Here is a 23,326-nt window from a genome sequence, read left to right as displayed (position 1 = left end):
TTTCAGGAGTAGCCAGTGTGGCCAGAACCTACTTGCCGCGGTATGCGCCCGACTACGCGACGGCCTCCGTAATGCTACGGAGACGGCGAGTCCAGCAGGGTGGCGTATTGGCGGATGAGCTGCGCCAGCGAGTCGGCCTCGAGCTTGGCGAAGACGTTGGCCCGATAGGTCTCCACGGTGCGCGGCGACAGATCGAATTCGCGCGCGATTTCCTTGTTGCTCATGCCCTGGACGATGCGCACGAGCACGTCACGCTCGCGCCCGGACAGGCGTGTCAGCCGTTCGACGGCGGCCTGTGTCACCGCCTGGCGCTCACGACTGGCGACATGGGTGCGCACGGCGGTCTGGACGGCATCCAGGAAGACGTCATCGTCCACCGGCTTTTGCAGGAATTCCATGGCGCCGCCCTTGAAGGCGCGGCGGCACAGGTCGACGTTGGCGTGACCGGTCAGCATCACGACCGGCAGATCGGGAAACTCCGCCAGCCTTGTCAGCACGTCCAGACCGCCGATCCCCGGCATGCGGATGTCCAGTACCACGCAACCGATTGACTGTGGCGACAACGAGGCGAGGAAGGCCTGGGGATCGTCATGGCCCTCGCTGCGCAGCCCGACGCTGCGCAACAACAGCGCCAGTCCGTCGCGCACGGCATCGTCGTCGTCGACCAGGTATACGAGCGGGGAATGGGCGGGGAGGCTCATGCATCGGCTCCGGCGAGGGGCAGGCGCAGCGTGAAGCAGGCGCCCAGGGGGTCGAGGTTGCGGGCAGTGATGCGACCGTCCATGGCACCGGCAAGCGTTTCGCACAATGCCAGGCCCAGCCCCATACCTTGCGGCCGAGTGGTGTAGAACGGCTCGAACAGCCGCGACAAGGCTTCAGGGGGAATGCCAGGGCCATTATCGCTGACGCTGAACTCGTATTCCGTGCCTTCGACGTCGCCGCTCAGGACGATACTCCGGGTGCCCGGCGCGTCGGCCAGCGCGTCGGCGGCGTTCTGGACCAGGTTGTGCAGGATTTGTTCAAGCGCCACTCGGTCACCCAGAGGACGGGCGCCGGGGTTGGAATTGCGCCACGTCAGGCGGATACCACGGCGTGCCAGCTCCTCTTCGCGCAGGAACAACAGCGAAGCCGCCAAAGCATCGGGGTCCACCGCCGCGCGCGGCGAGGGCGAGCTGGGCTTCACCAGCTCGCGCATGCGACTGATGATGTCAGCCGCGCGGCGGGCCTGGCCAGCGCTGGCGAGCAGAGCCTGACGCACCGTGGGGCGCTCCTCCTCATCATCCAGCAGACGTTCGGCGGCACGCACCTGCGCGAGGATGGCGGTCAACGGCTGGTTCAACTCATGGGCAATACCCGCGGCCATTTCACCCAGGGTGCTCAGCCGCGTCATCGCCGCCAGACGGACCTCCTCCTGCTGGCGTCTTGCGTCGGCGCGCGACCGCTGCCAGGCAGCGCTACTGGCCGCCAGCAGGCAGCTGGCGGCCGCCCAGGCCAGCCACTCTGCCCAGGGCCAGTCGGCGAGCGTCAGCGTGCGCCAACTGTGCATGGGAAAGGGTTGGCTGACCGCACCCAGCGGTTTTCGCACGTCGATGTTCCAGCCCGGTGAGCGGGCGGCGGACTGGCGCGCCAGCAGCGCAAGCGGGCCCGCCCCGACATCCAGTGTCAGCATGGCCAGCGAGGGAGGGAAGTCGGCGGCCGGTATGAGTTGCCGTGCGTCCAGCAACAGACTCCAGCCCGATGGGGCAACCAGCCAGTAGCGGGACTCGTCCACTGGCAGTGTGACGGGCCGCCCCTCCTGGCGGGCGTGCTCGACTGCAGCATCCAGGCCCGTCGGGAACAGGGTGCTGCCTGCCCAGACCCCGTCGCGCAGGTAGCCCAGACCCAGCAGCTGCGGCATGGATGGCTGCAGGCTGGGGAGGAGGCGTTCCGGAATGGGCGGATGCGACAGCGCGGCCAGGGTCGCCAGCACCGCTTCGTGCTGTACGGTCTTCTGGCTGAGCATGCGCTGCGCGATGCTGGTGTCCTGGAAGAAGCGCTCGTACCGGTCAGCATGGTCCTGCCAACCGATCCAGGCAGCAATGGGGCAGAACAGGGCCAGCCAGAGAAGAAAAGTGCGGATATTCGTCAGGGGCTTCACGGCCGACATCATGCCTTGCCGCCCAGGACGCCCGCCATCCGTAGGGCTACGGAGGCCGGGAGCAGGCAGCCGGCAGGCCGAGCGAGGGGCGTGGCGATTGGGAATGCACGCGGTCCGATACCCAGGGAGCGAGTACCGGCGATAACCGCATGGGGCGCGCCATTGCATTGGCCCAGGTGTGAGCTGTCGAGTGCTTGCATCCGGTCAGTCTGACTTCGGGAATCGGGACGGCATTGCCCGTTTCTTTTGGCGACTATGCCCGTCGATCGGTGAGTAATCCATTCTTCGAATCAACCTCTGAAAGGAGGCCTACGAAAAGTCTGTGGCCTAGGCTTTAACACAGACGCAACCGCTGAACAGCAAATCTCCATGGGTGAACCTGCAAGCAACCTCAACAAGAACAAACTGCTTTTCGGGAGAAAGACCATGTTCCATGCAAATCGTCGATTCAGTCGCTTCATCGCAGCTGCCATCACCGCAGCGACCCTCGCAACTCCGGCCTTCGCGCTGGAAACCGTCAAGGTCATGGCCCCCGGCTCGCCGGGTGGTGGCTACGACCAGACCGCCCGGGTCCTGGGCAAGGCAATGATGGAGGCCAAGGTGGCCGAAGCCGTCACTTACGAGAACAAGGGCGGCGCGGGCGGAACGCTGGGGTTGGCTCAGTTCGCCAATAGCACCAAGGGTGACCAGAATGCCCTGATCGTCGTAGGGGCCATAATGGTCGCTGCGGTGGAGCAGAACAAACCACCGATCACCATGGCCAACGTGACGCCGATTGCGATGCTGTTCACCGAGTACAACGTGATCGCGGTGCAGAAGGATTCCCCGTACAAGACCCTGGATGACCTGCTCTCCGAGTTCAAGGCCAACCCCACCAGCGTCAAATGGGGAGGCGGTTCCAAGGGCTCGGTGGACCACATCGGCATCGCGGAACTGGCCGGCAAGCTGAACGTTCCGGTCAATCAGGTGAACTACATCGCCTCCGGTGGCGGCGGTGAAGTGGTCTCCGCGGTCCTGGGTGGGCACATCACGGCAATCACGGGGGGATACGCCGAGCTGTCCCCGTACATCAAGTCAGGTCAGCTCCGGGTGCTCGCGATCGGTTCGCCCGAGCGTATTCCCGCGCTCGATGCCCCGACCCTGAAGGAGCAGGGCGTGGACATGGTCATCGGCAACTGGCGGGGTGTCTATGGCGCCGCCAACCTGACGCCGGAGCAGCGCAAGGAGCTGACCGATGCGGTCCTGGCCGCTACCAAGACCAAGGTGTGGCAGGACAACGTCCAGGTCAACGCCTGGTCGCCCAGCATTGTCACGGGCGATGACTTCGCCAAGTTCGTCGGGGACGAGCATGCCCGCCTGCGTGAAATGCTGGTCAAGGTAGGACTGCTCTGACATGGCCCGCTCTCCGGGAATAGTGCCGGCCCATCTGGCGGTCGGCGTCAGTGTCATCGCCATCGGTGCAATCCTGGCGTTTGGAGCATCTCATTTCCCTGTGGAGACGGGTTTCACCATCCTCGGCGCCTATGTCTATCCCTACGCCGTTGCCGTCTTCCTGGTGGGCGTGGGCGCGCTGTTGAGCATGCAGGCATTGACCGGGGGATTTCGCGGGCTCGCAGAAGACGAGGAACCTGTCGAGGTGCTGGCAGGCGGCAAGGCCGGGGCTGTCTGGATAACCGCTGGGTTGATCAGCATTGCCCTGCTCATCACCCACATCGGCTTCGTCCTTTCGGCCGCGCTGCTTTTTACCTGTGCGGCGCGTGGCTTCGGCAGCCGTCATCCGCTTCGCGACCTGGCCATCGGCATCGCCCTGACACTGCCGGTCTATTGGCTGTTTACCGCCGGGTTGGGGGTTTCCCTGCCGCGCCTTGTCAATGCATGGCTCTGAACTGGTTCATCGGAGGTACATGTGGTGGACATTCTTTCGAGCCTGGCAACAGGCTTCGCCGCCGCGCTGACGTCGGTCAATCTCCTGTGGGGATTCGTCGGCTGCCTGCTGGGTACCGCGATCGGTGTGCTGCCGGGGATAGGGCCGGCACTGACGGTTGCGCTGCTGTTGCCGATCACCGCCAAGGTGGACCCCACCGGTGCCCTGATCATGTTCGCCGGTATCTACTATGGCGCCCAGTTCGGAGGTTCCACCACCTCCATCCTGCTCAATACGCCGGGCGAGTCGTCTTCCATGGTCACCGCCCTGGAGGGCAACCTGATGGCGCGCAATGGCCGGGCAGGCCCGGCCTTGGCAACGGCTGCCATCGGCTCGTTCGTGGCCGGGACCATCGCTACGGTACTGCTGGCCCTATTCGCGCCCACGGTGGCGAACCTGGCGCTGAGGTTCGGTCCCGCCGAGTACTTCGCGATCCTGGTGCTGGCGTTCACCACGGTATCCGCGATTCTCGGCGCGTCCATGTTGCGCGGGTTCGTCTCGCTGGGGTTGGGAATGGCCGTGGGGTTGATCGGAATGGACTCCATCTCCGGCATTGCCCGATACACCCTCGGAGTACCCGAGCTGGTCGACGGTATCGAGGTCGTGTTGGTGGCGGTCGGCCTGTTCGCGGTCGGCGAGGCGCTGTATGGCGTGCTGTACCAGAAGGAGGAAAAGGGCGACCGCAATCGCCTGACGTCCTTGTGGATGACTGGTTCGGACTGGAAGCGCTCGATACCCGCCTGGCTGAGGGGAACCTTCATCGGCTTCCCGTTCGGCACCATCCCGGCGGGAGGCGCCGAGATTCCCACCTTCCTGTCCTATTCCGCGGAACGCAAGCTCAGCCGCTACCCCCAAGAGTTTTCCGCCGGGAAGGGGCAGGGGGCGATCGAGGGAGTCGCCGGGCCCGAAGCGGCCAACAATGCCAGCGCGACGGGGTCACTTGTGCCGCTGCTGACCCTGGGCATCCCAACCTCCGCGACAGCGGCGATCCTGCTGGCTGCATTCCAGAACTACAACCTGCAGCCGGGGCCGCTGCTCTTCCAGACTTCGGGAGACCTGGTCTGGACGCTGGTGGCTTCGCTGTTCGTTGGCAACGCGATCCTCCTCGTGCTGAACCTCCCGCTGGTCGGCATCTGGGTCAAGCTCCTGAAAATCCCCCGCCCATACCTCAATGCCGGGATCCTGGTGTTCGCCAGCATCGGGGTATATGGGATGCGGCAATCGTCCTTCGACCTGCTGCTCATGCTGGCCATCGGTTGGATCGGGGTATTGATGCGCCGCCTCGATTTCCCGGTTGCCCCGGTGATCGTGGGGATGCTGCTGGGCCCCATGGCGGAAAAGCAATTGCGCAACGCCCTGTCAATCAGCCAGGGGGATTGGTCCGTTTTCGTGACCCACCCCATCTCAGCTGCGGTTCTCGCACTCACGCTGGTGGTTCTTATCGTTCCGCATCTGTTGCATGCGCGCGGTGTGCGTTTGCACGAAGACGACTGACGACCTGGGGCATCCGCCGCTTCTGACGAGTGCCAAGGGGCCAGGCGCGCACAGGCGCCGGCGGTGAGTCTGCGGTAGCCCTCCGATTGTCGGCAGCGTGGCATGTATGCATCCCGGGCCGAAAGCAGTGGCTGTGCGGACTCTCTCAGCCGACCAGGCGCTTGATATAGGCCGCCCTGAGCATTCGTGTGACGGTGCCAGGCTTGCCCAACCCGATGGGCTGCCCGTCGATGGAAATAACGGGGTAGACCAGTGTGGTCGACGAGGTTACGAAGGCTTCGGCCGCCTGTTTCGCCTCGTCGAGGGAAAATGCCCGCTCCTCGATGCGGTACCCGCACTCCTGGATGACCGTCAGCATGCTGGATCGGGCGATCCCGGGAAGGAGGGCCTGAGACAGCTCTCGTGTCACGATCGAGCCCTGGGCGGTCAGGATGAACGCATTGTTCGAGCTGCCTTCCGTTACCAGTCCGTCGCGGACCAGCCAGGCGTCATCCGCGCCCTGTTGCCTGGCCGCTTCCTTTGCCATGCAGGCGTAGAGCAGCTGGGTCGTCTTGATGTCACTGCGTTGCCAGCGCAGGTCCGGCAGGCTGATGACCGACAGCCCGCGCTTGGCTATCGGGCTATCCAGAATGGTCCTCTCCTGCGTATAGATGACCCAGGTACAGGGCGTCGACGCATCCGGATAGGCGAAGTTGCGATCCTGCACGCCACGGCTGACCTGGACGTAGACCAGGCCTTCGGTCACGGCATTGAGCTTTACCAGCCGCTCGTGGATTGCGGCCAGCTCCGCTTCATCGAAGCTGGCGACCATGCCCAGCTCCAGGAGCGAACGGCGCAGCCGCGCCATATGGGCGGCGAAGTCGATCAGGCGTCCTCCGATGACCGCGGTGACTTCGTACACCGCATCTCCGAACATGAACCCACGATCGAATACGGAAACCTTGGCTTCGTTTTCGGGAAGGTAAGTGCCATTGAGGTAGATAGTGCGCATGCTGGCTGATGCCTTTACTGGGGACGTCCGCTATCGCTACTGGCCTGCACCGGTTACCGGAACATCGAGACCGACCTTGACGTTGCTCATCGACACGAGCGTCTTGAACCGCTTGACGTTGTTGCTCTCGAAGAACAGCTCCCTCGTGAGCTCGGTGTACTGCTCCATGTTCTTCACCAGCATGACCAGTACGAAGTCGCATTCACCCGCCACGTAGTAGCACTGCTGTACCTGGGGGCACGCGAGGAAGCTGCGCTTCATGGCGTCCAGCAAGTCCAGGCGCTCGCTTTCCACCTCCACCTCGGCGATTACCGTGAGCGCGTAGCCCAACTGCGAGGGGTCCACGACAGAGACTGTCTTTCGTATGACCCCATCTGCATTCATCTTCTTCAGGCGGCGATTCACGGCCGCGGACGACAGGTTCACCTGGGCGCCAAGGTCTTGCTGAGAGGTGGTGGCGTCCTGCTGGACGGCCTCCAGCAGTGCATGGTCGAACTGATCGAGGCTCATTTTGGACGGCTCTGAATGGAAAATCGGTAGTTGGCCAGAAAGCGTAATAAAAGTTCATCAGATAGCCATAAATCAAGAAATTAGTGCGAGGCAGCAGGAATAAAATTTACACGTCTACCAGTAACCCTGGGACCTATGGGCTGAGCCGCATCGCCCACTCGTCCCGCACCGGAGAGTCTGATGAGCAAGTGTCCCGATCTTCGCCTGAATGGCCCGATTCTGCTCCAGCAGATCCGCACCCTTGGTGAGATAGGTGCCGACCCGGTCAATGGTGGCCGTACCCGTATCGCCTTGACCGATGCGGAGAAGGCGGGCCGCGACCAACTCGTGGCCTGGATGAAGGAGCTTGACCTGGACGTCCAGGTCGACCGTATCGGCAATATCTTCGGCACGCTTCGCTCCGCCACGGATGAAAGTCACCAGGCTCCCCTGATGATGGGTTCCCACATCGACACCGTGACCAACGCCGGTGCCCTGGATGGCTGCTACGGGGTGCTGGCCGGGCTGGCTTTGGCCCGTGCATTCCGCGAGGCGGGGGCACTGCCGTCGCGCTCAATCACCATTGGCGCCTTCACCAACGAAGAGGGCGTTCGTTACCAGCCGGACATGATGGGCTCGCTGGTCTACGCCGGCGGGATGTCTGTGGAAGAAGCACTGGCAACCATCGGCACCGACGGAACCCGTTTGGGCGATGAACTCCAACGAATCGGCTATGCCGGTGACCTTGAGCCGGGGTCCATCGTTCCTCATGAGTACCTTGAACTGCATATCGAACAGGGCCCGATCCTGGAGGCGGAGAACACCCTTATTGGCGTGGTCGAGAACCTCCAAGGCATCTCCTGGCAGCAGGTCGTCGTGCAAGGCAATGCCAACCATGCGGGCACCACCCCGACCCGTTTGCGCCACGATGCCGGCTATGTGGCGAGCGCAATCGTGGCTGAACTGAGGGAGATCGCCCGCGACTCGGGCGGAACAACCCTGGCGACGGTCGGTTGCATGAACTTCGAGCCCAATGTGATCAACGTGATTCCGCGCAGGGCCAGTTTCACGGTGGACCTGCGCGATCCCGATGAAGAGCTGCTGGTGGCCGCCGAAAAGCGCCTTGAGAAGTTCCTGGCCGTGATTGCGGAAGAGGAGGGCGTAAGGATCAGCACCGAACAGTTGGTGCGTTTCCAACCTGTGATCTTCGATGCGGATCTGGCTGATGAAATCGAAGCCTCCGCCAAGCGCTTCGGTTTCAGTTACAAGCGCATGACCTCGGGCGCGGGTCATGACGCACAGATGATTGCGCGTATCGCACCGTCCGCAATGATATTCGTGCCCAGCCGTGGCGGCATCAGCCACAACCCCCGTGAGCATACGGATGACGATCAGTTGCTCAAGGGCGCCGAGGTGCTTATTGACGTTGTCGTCGGCCGCCTGAACGCCAACCATTGATTTCAACCGCTATTCCACGAACCCGCTGGCGGATGCCGGCGGCATTGGCCCGGCTTTGCCTTCTAATGGAGTCATTTATGTTGATCGCCAACCCCAACGCAAAACGTGAAACCTACCCCGATGCTCTGAAGAACATCATGAGCATCCAGAAGGCCAATGAGAGTCGCGCCTGGCTTTCGGATTGGTCACGGCTGAACAGCGATGGAACTCCGCTCTACTCGCTGCCCGATCTTGCGGCAGAACTGGGAGTGGCGGACATCCTGGTCAAGGATGAATCGGAGCGTTCGGTGCTGGGCAGCTTCAAGGCCCTTGGGGCGCCCATCGCCCTGGTGCGCCTGATCCTTCGCCGGTTCCCTGAGCAGCGCTTCGAGGCTCGCGGCCTGCTGGCGGGTGAGTACAGCGCGGCCCTGGCCGATTTCACCGTGATCAGCGCGACCGACGGCAACCATGGCCGCGCCCTGGCGGCGGCGGCCCAGAGCGTCGGCTGCCGCTGCGTCATCGTGCTGCATGCCAACGTCAGCATCGAGCGTGAAGAGGCCATTGCGGCATACGGCGCCGAGATAGTGCGGATCAGTGGCAACTACGACGAGTCGGTCGAGGAAGCGGCTGCACTCGCCGAAAAGAACGATTGGCTGGTGGTTTCCGATACCTCCTATGACGGCTATGAGGAAATCCCGCGCGACGTGATGCAGGGCTACGGCAGCATCGCCGCCGAGATCATCGAGGCGGCGGCCCAGCGTCAGGGCAGCGGCCCGGCGTTCACCCACGTGTTCCTGCAAGGCGGCGTTGGCGGCCTGGCGGCGGGCATCGCCAGCTACCTCTGGGAGCTCTGCGGCGAGCAGCGCCCGACCATTATCGTGGTCGAGCCGGAACAGGCTGATTGCCTGTATCAGAGCGCCATCGCCGGCAAGGCGGCCAAGGCAACCGGCTCGGTGGATTCGGTGATGGCGGGCCTCGCCTGTGGTGAAACCTCGCCATTGGCCTGGAAGTTCCTGCAACCCAGCGTCGACTTCTTCATGACCATCCGGGATGACGAGGCGGTCAGCGCCATGCGCCGTCTGGCCGCCGGCAGCCAGCGCGATATTCCACTGGTGGCGGGCGAGTCGGCGGTGGCCGGGCTCGCCGGATTGGTGCGGGTCGTCGCGTCGAACAGTCTCTCCTCCGATCTCGGCATTGATGGGCAGTCCCGCGTACTGCTGATCAGCACCGAAGGCGCAACCGCTCCGGGCGTCTACGCCGAGCTGGTTGGCGAAACCGCCGACTCCGTCCTGTCTCGTCAGAAGGCCTGGTCGCCCAAGGCCTGACCTCCACCCTCCCTGCAATCCCTTGCCCCACGGAGAAGAGACCGTCGTCTCTTCTCCGCGGACAACTCCGCACAAAAAAAACAATGGAGCGCGAAATGCAAACCACAAAACGAAACATCGGGTCATGGTCGCTGATGCTCACAGGCCTCGGCTCCATCATCGGCTCCGGCTGGTTGTTCGGCGCCTGGCACGCTTCGGCGATTGCGGGACCGGCGGCGATCCTGGCCTGGATCATCGGCGCCGTCGTGGTGCTGGCGATTGCCCTGACCTATGCAGAAATGGGGGCGATGTTTCCCGAGTCCGGTGGCATGGTCCGCTATGCCCGTTACTCACATGGCTCGCTGGTAGGCTTCATGGCTGCCTTGCCGATCTTCTTTTACTTCCAAGCCAAGTCGGGTTGGAAAGGCTTCAGTCGGGACCTGCGTGCGGCCGCCTGGTTGATTGGCTACCTGCCGGTTATGGCTGCGGTGTTGTACCTGGGGAGCAAGGAATTTGGTGGCATCGGCCTATTGCCAGCGGGATGGGACATGGCGGTCGTGGCTGTACTGGCCTTGGCCTTCTACCACCTCGGTGTGCGGAGTGGTTACCGAACTCACTATCTCGACGAAAGCGTCGTCTGGCGCATGACCGCTGAGGAGAATGCAACGGCATCTATTCATCCCGCAGGTGCAACCGAGCGTCCTGCCATAGCCCAGCAATAGGAGCAAAAGAGCAAATGGTTGTTGACCAGGATTTTCAGCTGCGACTCAAAGAATGGCGGCATGCCTTTCACCGGCTTCCTGAGACCGGCTTTGAAGAGTTCAACACGGCGGAAGAAGTTGCCAGGATTCTTCAGAGCTTTGGCCTCGCGGTACATCGCGAGATCGGCGGCACCGGGCTCGTGGCCAGCCTTACGGTAGGCGAGGGCGGGGGCGTTATAGGTCTGCGGGCGGACATGGATGCCCTGAACATTGCTGAGCAGGCACCGGGCCGGCAACACGCCTCGCAGATTGCAGGAAAGATGCACGCCTGTGGGCATGACGGGCACATGGCGATGGTGCTTGGCGCTGCGGAACTGCTCTGCACCCGACGCGACTTCAATGGCACCGTGCGCTTCATCTTCCAGCCGGCGGAGGAGCATGGGCGCGGAGCGAAGGCGATGATGGCCGATGGGTTGTTCGAGCGCTTCCCGGTCGACGCCATCTACGGGGCGCACAACATGCCGGGTATGCCTGCCGGCCACATCGCAACCCGGGAGGGCGGAATCATGGCGAGCGAGGACAACTTCGTCATTCGCATCCAGGGAAGGGGCACGCACGCCGCCAGGCCGCACATGGGTATCGACCCGATGGTGATCGGTGCGGAGATTGTCCTGGCACTTCAGACCATCGTATCGAGGAACCTCGACCCCAGTTTGCCGGCGGTGATTTCCTGCACCGAGTTCATCACCGACGGCATCCGCAATGCGATCCCCACCCACGTCACCATCAAGGGGGATACGCGGAGCTACAGCCCTGAGGTGCAGCAACTGCTGGAAACCCGCATGCGCGAGATTTGCGTGGGTATCTGCGTCATGCATGGTGCGACCTGTGAGTTCGAGTACACCCATGAGTTCGCGCCGACCGTGAACTGGGCTGAGCACACCGCAATTGCCGTGGCGGCGGCGCGGAATGTGGTGGGTGAGCAAGCGGTGGATGGCGAGGTATCGCCGATGATGATTTCCGAAGACTTCGGCGCATTCATCCAGAAGGTTCCCGGCAACTTCGTATTCATCGGCAACGGCACCGCAGGACAAGCTGGCGCGATCCCGCTGCACAATGCGTGTTACGACTTCAACGACGCCATCCTGGGCATCGGTGCCCGTTACTTCGCCGAGGTCGTTCGATTGAGCTTGCCCCTCTAGTTGTTTGCTCCATCAGGAGTCCTTCCATAGGGCTCCTCTTGGGAGCGCGGCAGGTGCCAGCTGCGCAAGATGGCTCCGCTCTGTGCCTCCACTTCGCCCCGCACCCGTGCCAGGAGAGCGACCGCGCCAGACGAGGCAAGCATCTGCTTGGCCTCACGCTCAGTCTTCGCCAACTCCTTGGCAGACTATGCAGGCGCCAGACGGGTTAGTGGGCCGGCCTGGTGTTCTGCTGCGGCAAGAGCACCCTGCCGGGCATCGCCGCCGGGGCCCGAGTGCGAGTTCGACAGCCTGGTGGAGCGGGGCGGCTGGCGGGCCCGTTCCCGCGCGGGAGGGGGCGGGGCGAAAGCCATAAACATATTCAAAAAAGATATTTAAATTAAATTTCTTATACCTATACAGTTGCATCCCATGCGTACCTGCCGACCAATCGGCGCGCCGCAAGAATGAACGATCGCGGAGATAACGCCCGTTCCTGATTGATGCGCGCCACAAGCGCGGTATGTATGGAGAGTTCCCTATGTCAGTGGCTTCCCTGACTGTTGCCGCGGCCGAGCCGCAGCGCTTCGATATCCTGCCTTTTGCCGGTGCCGCCCTGGGCGCCGAGATCGTCGGCCTGGACCTGGCCCGGCCGCTGAACGGCGCGGATTTCGCCCGTATCCACCGCGCCCACCTGGACCACCATGTGCTGGTGTTCCGTGACCAGCGCATCACCCCCGAACAGCAGATCGCCTTCAGCCGCCGTTTCGGGCCGCTGCAGATTCATGTGCTCAAGCAGTTCCTGCTGGAGAACCATCCCGAGATCTTCATCATTTCCAACATCGTCGAGAACGGCCGCCCCGTCGGCCTGGGCGATGCCGGCAAGTTCTGGCATTCGGACCTGTCGTACAAGGAGTTGCCGAGTCTGGGGTCGATGCTGCTCGCCCAGGAATTGCCGGAGGAGGGCGGCGACACCCTGTTCGCCAGCCAGCAACTGGCCTACGAGACGCTGCCGGAGACCCTGCGCCAGGCCATCGAGGGAAAGCGCGCGGCCCACTCCTATACCGCGCGTTATGCCGACGAGGTGTTTCAGGGCATCCAGCGGCCGCAGCTCACCGCCGCCCAGCTCGCCGAGGTCAAGGCCGTGGTCCACCCCGTGGTGCGCACGCACCCGGAGACGGGCCGCAAGGGGGTGTTCGTCAACGAGAACTTCACCACCCACATCCTCGATATCCCCGCAGACGAAAGCCGGCAGATCCTCGCCGAACTGTTCGCCCACAGTGCGCGCCCCGAGTTCATCTACCGGCACCGCTGGCAGCCCCATGACCTGGTGTTCTGGGATAACCGGGCGGTGATCCACCTGGCCACCGGCTGCCCCAACCACCTTCGCCGGCGCATGCACCGCACCACCATCCAGGGCGACGCCCCGTTCTGACCTGATCCCCCTTCCGTTGAAGACTGTATGGAGCTCGTTATGTCTCTAGGTAAACGCTTTTCCTTCATTCCCAGGTTCGGCCGCCTGGCCGGCACACTCGGACTCGGCCTGAGCCTGCTGACGGCCGGCCTGGCCGTGCCCGACGCGGCCCGGGCCGAGGGGCAGATCCGCATCGCCGAACAGTTCGGCGTCGTCTACCTGCTGCTCAACGTGGTGCGCGACCAGCAACTGATCGAGAAGCACGGCAAGGCCGAGGGCCTCGACATCAAGGTGGATTGGAACCAGCTGTCCGGTGGCGCGGCGGTCAACGATGCACTGCTGGCCGGTTCCATCGACATCGCCGGCGCCGGCATCGGCCCGCTGCTGACCATCTGGGACCGCACCCACGGCCGGCAGAACGTCAAGGGCGTGGCTTCCCTGGGCAACTTCCCCTACTACCTGGTGAGCAACAACCCGAAGGTCAGGACCATCGCCGACATCGGTGACAAGGACCGCATCGCGGTGCCGGCGGTGGGGGTTTCCGTGCAATCGCGCTTCCTCCAGTACGCCGCTGCCAAGCAGTGGGGTGACCAGGAATACGCCCGCCTGGACAAATACACCGTGGCCCTGCCGCACCCGGACGCCACCGCCGCGCTGAAGTCCGGCGGCACCGAACTGACCGGGCACTTCTCCAACCCGCCGTTCCAGAACCAGGCCCTGGAGACCCCCGACGTGCACGTGGTGCTCGACACCTACGAGCTGCTCGGCCCGAACTCGCCCACCGTGCTCTATTCCACCGAGAAGTTCCGCCAGGAGAACCCCAAGACCTACAAGGCCTTCGTCGCGGCGCTGGCCGAGGCCGCCGAGTTCGCCCAGAAGGACAAGGGCGCCGCCGCCGACACCTACATCCGCGTCACCGGCGCCAAGATCAGCCGCGAGGACCTGCTGAAGGTCATCGGCAGCGAGCAGATCCAGTTCAGCGTGAACCCCACCAACACCTACCCGCTGGCGGATTTCCTCCATCGCGTCGGCGCCATCAAGAACAAGCCGGCGTCCTGGCAGGACTACTTCTTCCAGGACGAAGCACACCCGCTGCAAGGAAGCTGATGCGATGAATGCCCCGTTGCCAGGCCACCTGGCCAGCACAACCCGTGACACCTACCTGCGGCCGGTGCTGCAGGTGGAGTCGGTCAGCCTGGAATACCGCACCCCGCAGCGGGTGGTGCGCGCCACCCACGAGGTGAGTTTCGAGGTCGACCCGGCCGACCGCTTCGTCCTGCTCGGCCCGTCCGGCTGCGGCAAGTCCACCCTGCTCAAGGCGGTGGCCGGATTCATCGCCCCGCGTGGTGGCAGCATCCGCCTCGATGGCGTGCCGGTCCGCGAACCTGGCCCCGACCGCATCGTGGTGTTCCAGGAGTTCGACCAGCTACCGCCGTGGAAGACGGTGAAGCAGAACGTGATGTTCCCGTTGCTGGCCTCGCGCACGCTCAAGCGCCGCGAGGCCGAGGAACGGGCGCTGCACTACCTGGAGAAGGTCGGCCTGGCCGCCTTCGCCGACGCCTATCCGCACACCCTGTCCGGCGGTATGAAGGCGCGGGTGGCCATCGCCCGGGCTCTGGCCATGCAGCCGAAGATCCTGCTGATGGACGAGCCCTTCGCCGCGCTGGACGCCCTGACCCGGCGCAAGATGCAGGAAGAGCTGCTGCAGCTGTGGGACGAGGTGCGCTTCACCCTGCTGTTCGTCACCCATTCCATCGAGGAGGCGCTGGTGGTGGGCAACCGCATCCTTCTGCTGTCGCCCCATCCGGGGCGGGTGCGGGCGGAGATCAACAGCCACCAGTTCGACCTGCACAGCCTCGGCGGCGTGGCCTTCCAGAACGCCGCCCAGCGCATCCACCGGCTGCTGTTCGACCAGGACGGCGGGCCGCTGCCCAGCGACCTGGGCTTCCAGGACATCCGCATTGCCTATTGAAGCGAGACCCTTGCCATGACTGCTTCCGGTGTACACCGCGAGGAATACGAAATCGTCCTCGCCCCCTTGGACGACCTGCCCCTGGAGCGCGAGCTGCCCGTGGCCCAGCGCCTTTGGCAACAGGGCTGGCTGCGCAAGTCGCTGATCCTGCTGCTGCTGGCCCTGGCCTGGGAGCTGGTCGCCCGTTACCAGGCCAACGACCTGTTGCTGCCGGGCTTCCTGCAGACCGCCCGCGCCTTCGTCGAGGGCGTCGCCAGCGGCGAGCTGCTGGAGAAGGTGGCGATTTCCCTGGCGGTGCTGGTCAAGGGTTACCTGGCCGGCATCGGCCTGGCCTTCCTGCTGACCACCCTGGCGGTGTCGACCCAGCTCGGCCGCGACCTGCTGTCCAGCCTGACCGCCATGTTCAATCCGCTGCCGGCCATCGCCCTGCTGCCGCTGGCGCTGCTGTGGTTCGGCCTGGGCGAGAGCAGCCTGATCTTCGTGCTGATCCATTCGGTGCTCTGGGCCCTGGCGCTGAACACCTACGCCGGCTTTCTCGGGGTATCCGAGACTCAGCGCATGGCCGGGCGCAACTACGGCCTCAAGGGCCTGCGCTTCGTGCTGTTCATCCTGATCCCGGCGGCGCTGCCGTCGATCCTCGCCGGGCTGAAGATCGGCTGGGCGTTCGCCTGGCGCACGCTGATCGCCGCCGAGCTGGTGTTCGGTGCCACCAGCGGCAAGGGCGGCCTGGGCTGGTACATCTTCCAGAACCGCAACGAGCTCTACACCGACAAGGTGTTCGCCGGCCTCGCTGCGGTGATCCTGATCGGCCTGCTGGTGGAGAACCTGGTGTTCGCCAGCCTGGAGCGGATCACCGTCAAGCGCTGGGGAATGCAGCGCTGAGGTCTGCCAAATAGCCAGGATGCGATCCGGGAACACGGTGTCCCGGATTGCATCCGTATATGGGACTTGGCGGGGGCTGCGCCGTTTTGGTAGCAGCAGATTGCGTGAATGCTGTCGCGCAGAAACTATTCGAGCGCGCCACCCAGTGGATCGACGGCCGGCCTAGAAGAGCGCCGGCTTGGCCTTGTACCGCGCTCGGTACGTGTTCAGCTGCACCTAGAGGTGTGGTTTGGTCGGGTTTGACGCTTGCCAGTTCAACGGAGATTTTGCGGGGAAACAGATGCGCTGACGCCGGTTCGGGTCGAAAGCTATGACGAAAGGCAGCAATCGGCCTCTCGTTCATTTTGCCTGGCGGGAAATCGTCAGTGAGCGATACTCAGGCGTCGGACGAACGACAACCACCAGGAAGAGGACGCCGCCATCATGACGAAGGAGAATATCGGCTCAAAGGCAGCGGAGGAGGGCGGTTCTGCCTCGCGGCTGATCGATGAGCGGATCAGGGAGCTGGGCGATTGGCGGGGTGAGATGCTTGCCCGGCTCCGAGCGCTCATCAAAGAGGTTGACCCCGAAGTGGCCGAGGAGTGGAAGTGGAGAGGGGTTCCCGTGTGGTCGCACGACGGAATCCTTTGCACCGGTGAGACGTACAAGAGTGTCGTGAAGATGACGTTCGCCAAGGGGGCTTCGTTGGAGGACCCATCTTGCCTCTTCAATTCCAGCCTCGACGGCAACACCCGGCGTGCCATCGATTTCCATGAGGGCGACAGGATCGATGAAAAGGGATTGCAGGCGCTCATTCGTGCCGCAGTGGCGCTCAATGGGGCCGCTCGCGTCGCCCGTTCTCGGAAAACCAGGAGCGCTTGATCGGCACCGGGGAGCAGGCGAAAGGACGTGTTCTCCGAAGCGCTGATCCGGCCTCGGCGACAGCGGACAATGACGATCGACGGAGTCAGGCCGCTGTATTCAAGGCAGCTACAACCGGCGGGAGGCCCAGATGAACCGCAATGATCTGCGTCGTGTAGACATGAATCTGTTAGTGGTCTTCGAAACCCTGATGTTCGAGAAGAACCTGACTCGTGCATCGGAAAAGCTCTTCCTCGGCCAACCGGCAGTCAGCGCAGCGCTGGCGCGCTTGCGCGACCTGTTCGACGATCCGTTGCTGGTCCGGAGCGGTCGTACTTTTGAGCCCACCAAGAGGGCCCTGGAGATACTCGAAGAGCTGCAACCCGCCCTGGACACGATCTCCAGCGCAGTCAGCAGGGCCAAGGAGTTCAACCCGGCGACCTACCACGGCACGTTCCGGATCGGCCTGTCGGACGATGTCGAGTTCGGGCTGTTTCCTCCGCTGCTCCACCAGATCCGCCAGGAAGCGCCTGAGATAATAGTCGTCGTACGCCGGGTGAATTTCCTGCTGATGTCGCCGATGCTCGGATCCGGGGAGATATCGGTTGGCATCAGCTACACCACGGAATTGCCGGCGAATGCCAAGCGTAAGAGATTGCGTAACCTGCGCTGCAAGATCCTGCGCGGCGACAACCGTCCCGGAGCACTGACGCTGGATGAGTACTGCGAGCGTCCCCATGCGCTCGTGTCGTTCTCAGGTGACCTGAGCGGGAATATCGACAATGACCTGGCCAGGGTCGGCAGGACACGTCGGGTCGTGCTGGCAGTACCTCAGTTCAGTGGTCTGCGCGCGATCCTCGCGGGTACCGAAATGCTCGCTACGGTTCCCGACTACGCCGCCGCGGCGTTGATCGAAGGCTGTGGCCTGCGCGCCGATGACCCTCCATTCCCCATCGTCACGTCTGAGCTGTCCATGGTGTGGAGTGGTGGGACGGACAACGATCCTGCCGAACGCTGGCTGCGCGAAAGGATCGTGGAGCATATGTCCGCGCCGGAACCTTCCTTCTAGCCTGTCGTGTACGTGGGGAAAGATTCCCTCAGGAACACGGGAAGGTCGGTGATTGGCGGCTTGGCTGGAATCTCGATATACATCTGGATCACGCACCCACGGTGATAGGACGCATGGTTGACGACATGCATCAGCATGGCGCCTGCCGTCATGACGCTGCGATCTCCCGACACGAATGCGAATTCAATTGGCTCATTCAGCGACTCGTCCGTCTGCTGGGCACTCCATGACATGAACCACTCATCGATGGCCAACTGAGCAGCCTGGAGTTCGTCCAGTTCAGGGTGCGGCACTTCCAGTCGCGTCTTGTAACCGTGCTCCTTGTGCGTCAGGTGAGCCTGCCAGATGCAATCGACCACATAGATGTGATTCAGCGTGCCGATGATGCTTTTGCATAGGGTCTGGCGTTCCTTGCCGACTTCGTCGGGTGGCAATGAAACCAGGCTCTCGAAGAGCCGTTGATCGACCCACTGCTTGTAATGGGCAAGCATCGTGGCCGTGCGAACGTTGATCATCAAATGTCCCCTCTGCGGTGCGTGGCTGGCGACGAACTCGATCGAGTGTAGGCCAGGGGTCGAGGGTGTCCACGGGGAGAGTCCGTCAGCAATGAAAGGATCTGGTGGGCCGCGTGGCGGCCGGGGTCATCAGTCGGTGGGGCAGAGGCGGTGCAGATAGGCGATGCGCTCCCACATGGCGGTGGGGTTGGAGTACATGGGGAAATGCCCGCAGCTGCGGAACTCCGCCAACTGCACCCCCTGGCTCTGGATGTAGGCCAGGTACGACAGCGATGCGTTCAGCTCGCCGTACATGAACATCCTGGAGAAGGGCAGGGCAATGAACTTGTCTATCAGTTCGCCATGGTCGGACAGCTGGACCATGGATTCGAAAATCCCGCGCACCGCGCCGGCAGTACCTTGTGGTGCAGGCCGGCGGCATAGCGCGCGCTGGCGTAGGGCGTGGCGGGCGGGTTCGATGAAGTCGTCGAAGGAACGTTAGCGATTTACTCGCGATAGTCTTCGCCGGAAATGCAATCCGATCACTCCTGTACCGCTCCAACCTCCTGTCGCAGGGCAGCGGCGAGTGCCCGGAAGCCCTCCACCAGCAACCCGTCATCATGGGATGAATTGCTGACGCTGGCTCGCACGAACTGGGGCACCGTCGCCCGGCCCACGGCGAAAGCTTCAGCCGTTGAGATCAGGTAGTCCTTCGATTTCAGCTCTGCCTCCACATCGGAGGCGCGCCAGGGCTCTGGTACTTCGATCCAAAAATGCGGGCTCTGTGGGTGCGTCCGGTAGTTCAGTCCCTCCAGCAGCCCCTGCACCAGTGCCTTGCGCCGTTCTATCTCGCTGATCTGCTGGTGCAGCAACTGCTCCGTGATGCCGCTTTCTATCCAGTCACTGGCCAATTCCATCGCCAGCGGCGTAGCCATCCAGCAGGACCCGCGCAGGGCCGCCGCCAGCCGTCCCACCAGCGCCGCCGGAGCGTGTAGGTAGCCCACGCGCAGACCCGCCGCTACCGCCTTGCTCATGCCGCTGATCAGGATGCTGCGCTCTGGCGCGCAGTGGCTCAACGGCAGCGGTCGGTCCTCCAGTAGAACAGCGTGGGCCTCGTCCTCGATAACAAGTAGGTTATGTTCCCGACATAGTTCGGCAATTGCTTCTCGTCGCGTAGGCGACATCACCGCCGTCGTGGGGTTCTGTAGGGTAGGGGTGCAATAGAGGGCGCTCACCCGGTTGTGCCGACAAAGATCGTCCAGGGCCGCCGGTATCAGGCCTTCTTCGTCCATTTCCACCCCCAGCAGCCGGATGCCCAGCATGCGCGCGGCACTGATCAGGCCGGGATAGGTGAGTTGCTCGGTGACGACGGTATCGCCGGGTCGCAGCAGCGCCATCAGCGTACAGAGCAAACCGTGCTGGCCACCGTTGGTGCACAGCACCTGCTCCGTCCGTGGCTGGAACTTGCCGTTGGCCAGCCAGTGGGCGCCATTCTGGCGGTGGCGCGGCAACCCCTGTTCCGGGCTGTAGACCATCAGTTCGTGCAATCACTGTGGTTCGCCGGCCAACTGCATCAGGCTCCTGGCGAGGAAGGCAGTTTCCTGCCCCGGAATATGCATGTTGCGGCTCATGTCGAGATGTCCGGCCGTCTCTTCCGTAGCGTTGCGAAAGCCCCCATCCCTCTTGTGGGCGAGCTCGCGGTGAAGCACGAAAGTACCGTCGCCCACCCTGGCGATCACCAGCCCCAGGTACTCCAGTTCGGCATAGGCGCGGCTGACCGTACCGGTGGTGACGCCCAGGCGATCGGCGAGGATTCGATGGGGCGGCAGCTTGCTGCCGGCCTCCAGGCGGCCGCTGCGAATCTGTTTTTCCATTGCATCGGCCAGACGCTTGTATTTGGATCCCTGGCCCGAGTCCAGCGCATTTCTGAGCAATGATAGGGTGTCATTAATCGGATTGACGGTCATTTGAAGTCCAAGTAGCGTGAATTAACTGCATAAATCTAGCAAATTGGATGCATTGATATCATGTCAATTCTAGAGTCCGCCTCTGGGCTGAGCACGACAAAATTGCGTTGGTTCTCCAGACTGGTCAGTGCGCTCCTGTTTCTCATTGTCTGCGTCAGCTGGGGCACCACTTGGCTGGGCATCAAGATCGCTGTGGAAACCGTGCCGCCACTCACGGCCTCCGGCCTGCGTTTCCTGATCGCTTTCCCGCTGTTCCTCTGCTTCGCCCTGCTGCGAGGCGACTCGATCCTCTTTCCGAGAGCGCGGCTAGGTTTCTTCACCTTCGTGACACTGTGCTACTTCGGCTTGCCGTACTACCTGTTGAACTACGGTGAGTTGCATGTTTCTTCGGGGCTCACCGCACTGCTGTTCAGCTGTATGCCGGTATTCATCCTGATCTTCTCGGCGCTCTTTCTCAGCGAGCGAATCTACCTGTCCCAGGTGCTTGGCATTGCCATCGGATTCGGCAGCCTGTTCATGATCCTCCGTAGCCAGGGCATGAACCTGGAGAGTTCTGGTTTTGGCGGCGTGCTGGCCATCCTCGCCGCCGCACTTATGCATGCACTGTGCTACGTGGTAACCAAGCAAAGGGGCGCCGAGATCGGCGTCATCACTTACAACACCCTGCCCATCGGTGTAGCCGGGCTGTTGCTCTTCCTGGCGGGGCTCCTGATAGAACAACCGGACTTTCCCGCCGTCAGTACCCGCTCCTGGGGTGCGCTGGCCTACCTCGGGCTGTGCGCATCGGTGGGTGGCTTTATCGTCTATTTCTTCCTGCTCAAACGCATGAGTCCAGTGGTGCTGTCGTTCGTCTTCATCATATTTCCCGTGTTCGCCGTAATCATCGGCGCTTGATATGAGGGCCAACCAGTCTCTTATGACCTCGCGGTCTATTCCGCGCTTCTACTGGCCGGCTTCGCGATCACCAAGGTGCCGCTGGAAAGGTTCCTACTGAAGAAGGCATGACATCATGGCCTACAAAGACGTCGTCTGATGGGTATCGCTTCGCTCCAGCGGAACGCTGCCCGCCACACCCTACGAGGGACCACGTGCCGGAGTCATGCCTCTGCTACCTCGGTAGGCCTCGCCCCCCCTCCGGCTGCCAGTCGAACCGCGCTTCCGGTTGGCCTCCATTACTCCCAGGCCGAGCGGTCACCCCTTGCCCTGCGCCTCGCGCCGGATCTGGCTGAGGGATTGCCGGGGCGTGATGGCTTCCGGGTCGATGCGCACTTCGATCAGGGCCGGGCGGCCGGCGGCGGCGCTGCGTTCGAAGGCCGGCGCGAAGTCTTCGGTGCGCTCCACTGTTTCCCCGTGCAGGCCATGGGCCCGCGCCAGGGCGGCGAAGTCCGGGTTGTGCAGGTCGGTGCCGCTGACTCGGCCCGGGTAGTGGCGCTCCTGATGCATGCGGATGGTGCCGTACATGCCGTTATTGACCACGATGAAGATGACGTTGGCGCCGTAGCTCGCCGCGGTGGCGATCTCCTGGCCGTTCATCAGGAAGCAGCCGTCACCCGAGAAGGCGACCACTATGCGGTCCGGGCAGGTGAGTTTGGCCGCCACCGCGGCGGGCACGCCGTAGCCCATGGAGCCGTTGGTGGGGCCCAACTGGGTGCGGAAGGTGCGGAACTGGTAGAAGCGTTGTAGCCACACCGCGTAGTTGCCCGCACCGTTGGTGAGGATGGCGTCGGTGGGCAAGCGTTCGCGCAGCCAGGCGATGATCTCGGCCATCTGCACCGGCCCCGGGGAGGTGGTGAGGACAAGGTTGTCGCGGTAGTTGCAGTTCAGTGCGCCGGTCCAGTCCGGGCTGCGCTTGCCATCGATTTCGGGCATTTCCGCCGCCAGCGCGGCGAAGGCGGTCATGCCGCTGTTGATGCCCAGGGTGGGCTGGTAGACCCGCCCCAGTTCCTCGATGCCAGGGTGCACATGCACCAGGGCCTGCCGGGGCACGGGGATGTCCAGGGTGCTGTAGCCACTGGTGGAGACTTCGCCGAGGCGCGAGCCCACCACAAGCAGCAGGTCGGCATCCTTCACCGCCTGGATCAGCTTCGGTCCCGCGGCGAAGCCCAGGTCCCCGGCGTAATTGGGGTGGGTGTTGTCGAACAGGTCCTGGCAGCGGAAGGACGCGGCCACCGGCAGGTCGTGGCGCTCGGCGAAGCGGCGGATGTCCGCCACCGCGCGGGCGTTCCAGCCGCCACCGCCAAGGATCATCAGCGGCCGCTCGGCCCGGTCGAGCAAGTGGCGAAGTGCTTGCATGTCGGCAGCGCTGGCGTGGGGTTCGATGACCCGAACGGGGCCGGCGTCAGCGACCTCCACCACCTCGGTCAGCATGTCCTCGGGCAGGGCCACCACCACGGGGCCCGGTCGGCCGTTGAGGGCGCGGTGGAAGGCCTGGCTGAGCAGTTCCGGAATGCGCCGGGCGTCGTCGATCTGCACTACCCACTTGGCCAGCGGCGCGTACATGGCGCGGAAATCGATTTCCTGAAAGGCCTCGCGGTCGCGCTGGTCGCGGGCCACCTGGCCGATGAAGAGGATCATCGGCGTCGAGTCCTGGAAGGCGGTGTGCACGCCCACCGAGGCATTGGTGGCGCCCGGTCCGCGGGTCACGAAGCAGATGCCGGGCTTGCCGGTCAGCTTGCCGTAGGCCTCTGCCATGTAGGCGGCGCCGCCTTCCTGTCGGCAGACGACGAGGTCGATGGCTTCGCGGGCGTCGTACAGGGCATCGAGGACGGCGAGGTAGCTTTCACCGGGAACGCAGAAGGCGCGCTCGACACCGTGGATGCGCAGGGCATCGACCAGGACCTGGCCTCCGGTGCGGTGCGGGGCGGACGGTTGCATGGAACCTCCTTGAGCAGTCAGGGGTAGTGATGGCATGGCCTGGATTCTGCGCAGCTTCTACTACCCGCACAAACGACATCTTCGAAGTATTTCATTCCTCGGGGGAATTCAGCCGAAGAATTATCGGGCGAGGAGGAACTCGCCGAGGGCGCCGCCATC

The 23,326-nt window shown here is 63.4% G+C and carries 19 protein-coding genes and 3 pseudogenes; 14 read left to right on the top strand and 8 right to left on the bottom strand.

Going from position 1 to position 23,326, the window contains the following annotated elements:
• Positions 1 to 74: 74 nt before the first annotated feature.
• The gene (locus E8F12_RS07880) at positions 75 to 701 is read right to left on the bottom strand and encodes a response regulator (RefSeq protein WP_280324693.1); all 627 of its coding nucleotides are present in this window, start codon (positions 699 to 701) and stop codon (positions 75 to 77) included.
• On the bottom strand, positions 698 to 2,149 hold the full coding sequence (locus E8F12_RS07875) for an ATP-binding protein (RefSeq protein WP_280324692.1): 1,452 nt from the start codon (positions 2,147 to 2,149) through the stop codon (positions 698 to 700). The genes E8F12_RS07880 and E8F12_RS07875 overlap by 4 nt, the downstream gene beginning before the upstream one ends.
• A gap of 414 nt (positions 2,150 to 2,563) precedes the next feature.
• Here E8F12_RS07875 and E8F12_RS07870 point away from each other — a divergent pair, with 414 nt between their 5' ends.
• From E8F12_RS07870 to E8F12_RS07860, 3 genes are read left to right on the top strand one after another with little or no spacing between them, the layout of a single operon-like run.
• Positions 2,564 to 3,529: a tripartite tricarboxylate transporter substrate-binding protein gene (locus E8F12_RS07870; protein WP_280324691.1), complete on the top strand. Its 966-nt coding sequence runs from the start codon at positions 2,564 to 2,566 to the stop codon at positions 3,527 to 3,529.
• Position 3,530: 1 nt separating this feature from the next.
• Complete coding sequence (locus E8F12_RS07865; protein ID WP_280324690.1) at positions 3,531 to 4,022, top strand: tripartite tricarboxylate transporter TctB family protein; 492 nt, start codon at positions 3,531 to 3,533, stop codon at positions 4,020 to 4,022.
• A 24-nt stretch (positions 4,023 to 4,046) separates the two neighbouring features.
• Entirely contained in the window at positions 4,047 to 5,555 is a 1,509-nt protein-coding gene (locus tag E8F12_RS07860) for a tripartite tricarboxylate transporter permease (RefSeq protein ID WP_280324689.1), read from the top strand.
• A 145-nt stretch (positions 5,556 to 5,700) separates the two neighbouring features.
• Here the strand turns inward: E8F12_RS07860 and E8F12_RS07855 are convergent, their stop codons facing one another.
• Positions 5,701 to 6,546, bottom strand: a complete 846-nt coding sequence (locus tag E8F12_RS07855) for a D-amino-acid transaminase (protein WP_280324688.1) — start codon at positions 6,544 to 6,546, stop codon at positions 5,701 to 5,703.
• 36 nt (positions 6,547 to 6,582) lie between these two features.
• Positions 6,583 to 7,056 carry an Lrp/AsnC family transcriptional regulator gene (locus E8F12_RS07850; protein WP_280324687.1) on the bottom strand — a complete coding sequence of 158 codons (474 nt, stop codon included), beginning with the start codon at positions 7,054 to 7,056 and terminating at the stop codon, positions 6,583 to 6,585.
• A 180-nt stretch (positions 7,057 to 7,236) separates the two neighbouring features.
• On the opposite strand from E8F12_RS07850, the gene E8F12_RS07845 reads away from it, so the two are divergent.
• From E8F12_RS07845 to E8F12_RS07800, 10 genes are all read left to right on the top strand, one after another.
• A complete protein-coding gene (locus E8F12_RS07845) occupies positions 7,237 to 8,493 on the top strand; it encodes a Zn-dependent hydrolase (RefSeq protein ID WP_280324686.1) in 1,257 nt (418 codons plus the stop codon).
• A 77-nt stretch (positions 8,494 to 8,570) separates the two neighbouring features.
• The gene (locus E8F12_RS07840; RefSeq protein WP_280324685.1) at positions 8,571 to 9,797 is read left to right on the top strand and encodes a diaminopropionate ammonia-lyase; all 1,227 of its coding nucleotides are present in this window, start codon (positions 8,571 to 8,573) and stop codon (positions 9,795 to 9,797) included.
• Between the two features lie 95 nt (positions 9,798 to 9,892).
• Positions 9,893 to 10,498 carry an amino acid permease gene (locus E8F12_RS07835; RefSeq protein WP_280324684.1) on the top strand — a complete coding sequence of 202 codons (606 nt, stop codon included), beginning with the start codon at positions 9,893 to 9,895 and terminating at the stop codon, positions 10,496 to 10,498.
• Positions 10,499 to 10,512: 14 nt separating this feature from the next.
• A complete protein-coding gene (locus E8F12_RS07830) occupies positions 10,513 to 11,679 on the top strand; it encodes a M20 aminoacylase family protein (RefSeq protein ID WP_280324683.1) in 1,167 nt (388 codons plus the stop codon).
• 517 nt (positions 11,680 to 12,196) lie between these two features.
• Positions 12,197 to 13,090 carry a TauD/TfdA family dioxygenase gene (locus E8F12_RS07825; protein WP_280324682.1) on the top strand — a complete coding sequence of 298 codons (894 nt, stop codon included), beginning with the start codon at positions 12,197 to 12,199 and terminating at the stop codon, positions 13,088 to 13,090.
• A 39-nt stretch (positions 13,091 to 13,129) separates the two neighbouring features.
• Entirely contained in the window at positions 13,130 to 14,176 is a 1,047-nt protein-coding gene (locus E8F12_RS07820) for an ABC transporter substrate-binding protein (RefSeq protein WP_280324681.1), read from the top strand.
• 4 nt (positions 14,177 to 14,180) lie between these two features.
• A complete protein-coding gene (locus E8F12_RS07815) occupies positions 14,181 to 15,041 on the top strand; it encodes an ABC transporter ATP-binding protein (protein ID WP_280324680.1) in 861 nt (286 codons plus the stop codon).
• 15 nt (positions 15,042 to 15,056) lie between these two features.
• Positions 15,057 to 15,923 carry an ABC transporter permease gene (locus tag E8F12_RS07810; protein ID WP_280324679.1) on the top strand — a complete coding sequence of 289 codons (867 nt, stop codon included), beginning with the start codon at positions 15,057 to 15,059 and terminating at the stop codon, positions 15,921 to 15,923.
• 423 nt (positions 15,924 to 16,346) lie between these two features.
• Positions 16,347 to 16,784: a DUF1801 domain-containing protein gene (locus E8F12_RS07805; protein ID WP_280324678.1), complete on the top strand. Its 438-nt coding sequence runs from the start codon at positions 16,347 to 16,349 to the stop codon at positions 16,782 to 16,784.
• A gap of 130 nt (positions 16,785 to 16,914) precedes the next feature.
• Complete coding sequence (locus E8F12_RS07800; protein WP_280324677.1) at positions 16,915 to 17,832, top strand: LysR family transcriptional regulator; 918 nt, start codon at positions 16,915 to 16,917, stop codon at positions 17,830 to 17,832.
• Here the strand turns inward: E8F12_RS07800 and E8F12_RS07795 are convergent.
• The 3 genes and pseudogenes from E8F12_RS07795 to E8F12_RS07785 form a co-directional block, all read right to left on the bottom strand.
• Positions 17,829 to 18,347 (bottom strand): DinB family protein, encoded by a 519-nt coding sequence (locus E8F12_RS07795; protein WP_280324676.1) that lies wholly within the window; start codon positions 18,345 to 18,347, stop codon positions 17,829 to 17,831. The genes E8F12_RS07800 and E8F12_RS07795 overlap by 4 nt on opposite strands.
• A gap of 129 nt (positions 18,348 to 18,476) precedes the next feature.
• Positions 18,477 to 18,784, bottom strand: a pseudogene (locus E8F12_RS07790) (alpha/beta hydrolase); the annotation flags it as partial.
• An 84-nt stretch (positions 18,785 to 18,868) separates the two neighbouring features.
• A pseudogene (locus E8F12_RS07785) lies at positions 18,869 to 20,293 on the bottom strand (PLP-dependent aminotransferase family protein).
• A gap of 60 nt (positions 20,294 to 20,353) precedes the next feature.
• Here E8F12_RS07785 and E8F12_RS07780 point away from each other — a divergent pair.
• Positions 20,354 to 21,298 (top strand): annotated as a pseudogene (locus E8F12_RS07780) (EamA family transporter).
• 186 nt (positions 21,299 to 21,484) lie between these two features.
• Here E8F12_RS07780 and E8F12_RS07775 read toward each other — a convergent pair.
• Positions 21,485 to 23,167: a thiamine pyrophosphate-binding protein gene (locus E8F12_RS07775; protein ID WP_280324675.1), complete on the bottom strand. Its 1,683-nt coding sequence runs from the start codon at positions 23,165 to 23,167 to the stop codon at positions 21,485 to 21,487.
• Positions 23,168 to 23,326: the final 159 nt, after the last annotated feature.

It is taken from the genome of Pseudomonas sp. BN102 (assembly GCF_029871245.1).
GTDB lineage: Bacteria > Pseudomonadota > Gammaproteobacteria > Pseudomonadales > Pseudomonadaceae > Metapseudomonas.
This window is presented reverse-complemented; position numbering and strand designations above follow the sequence as displayed.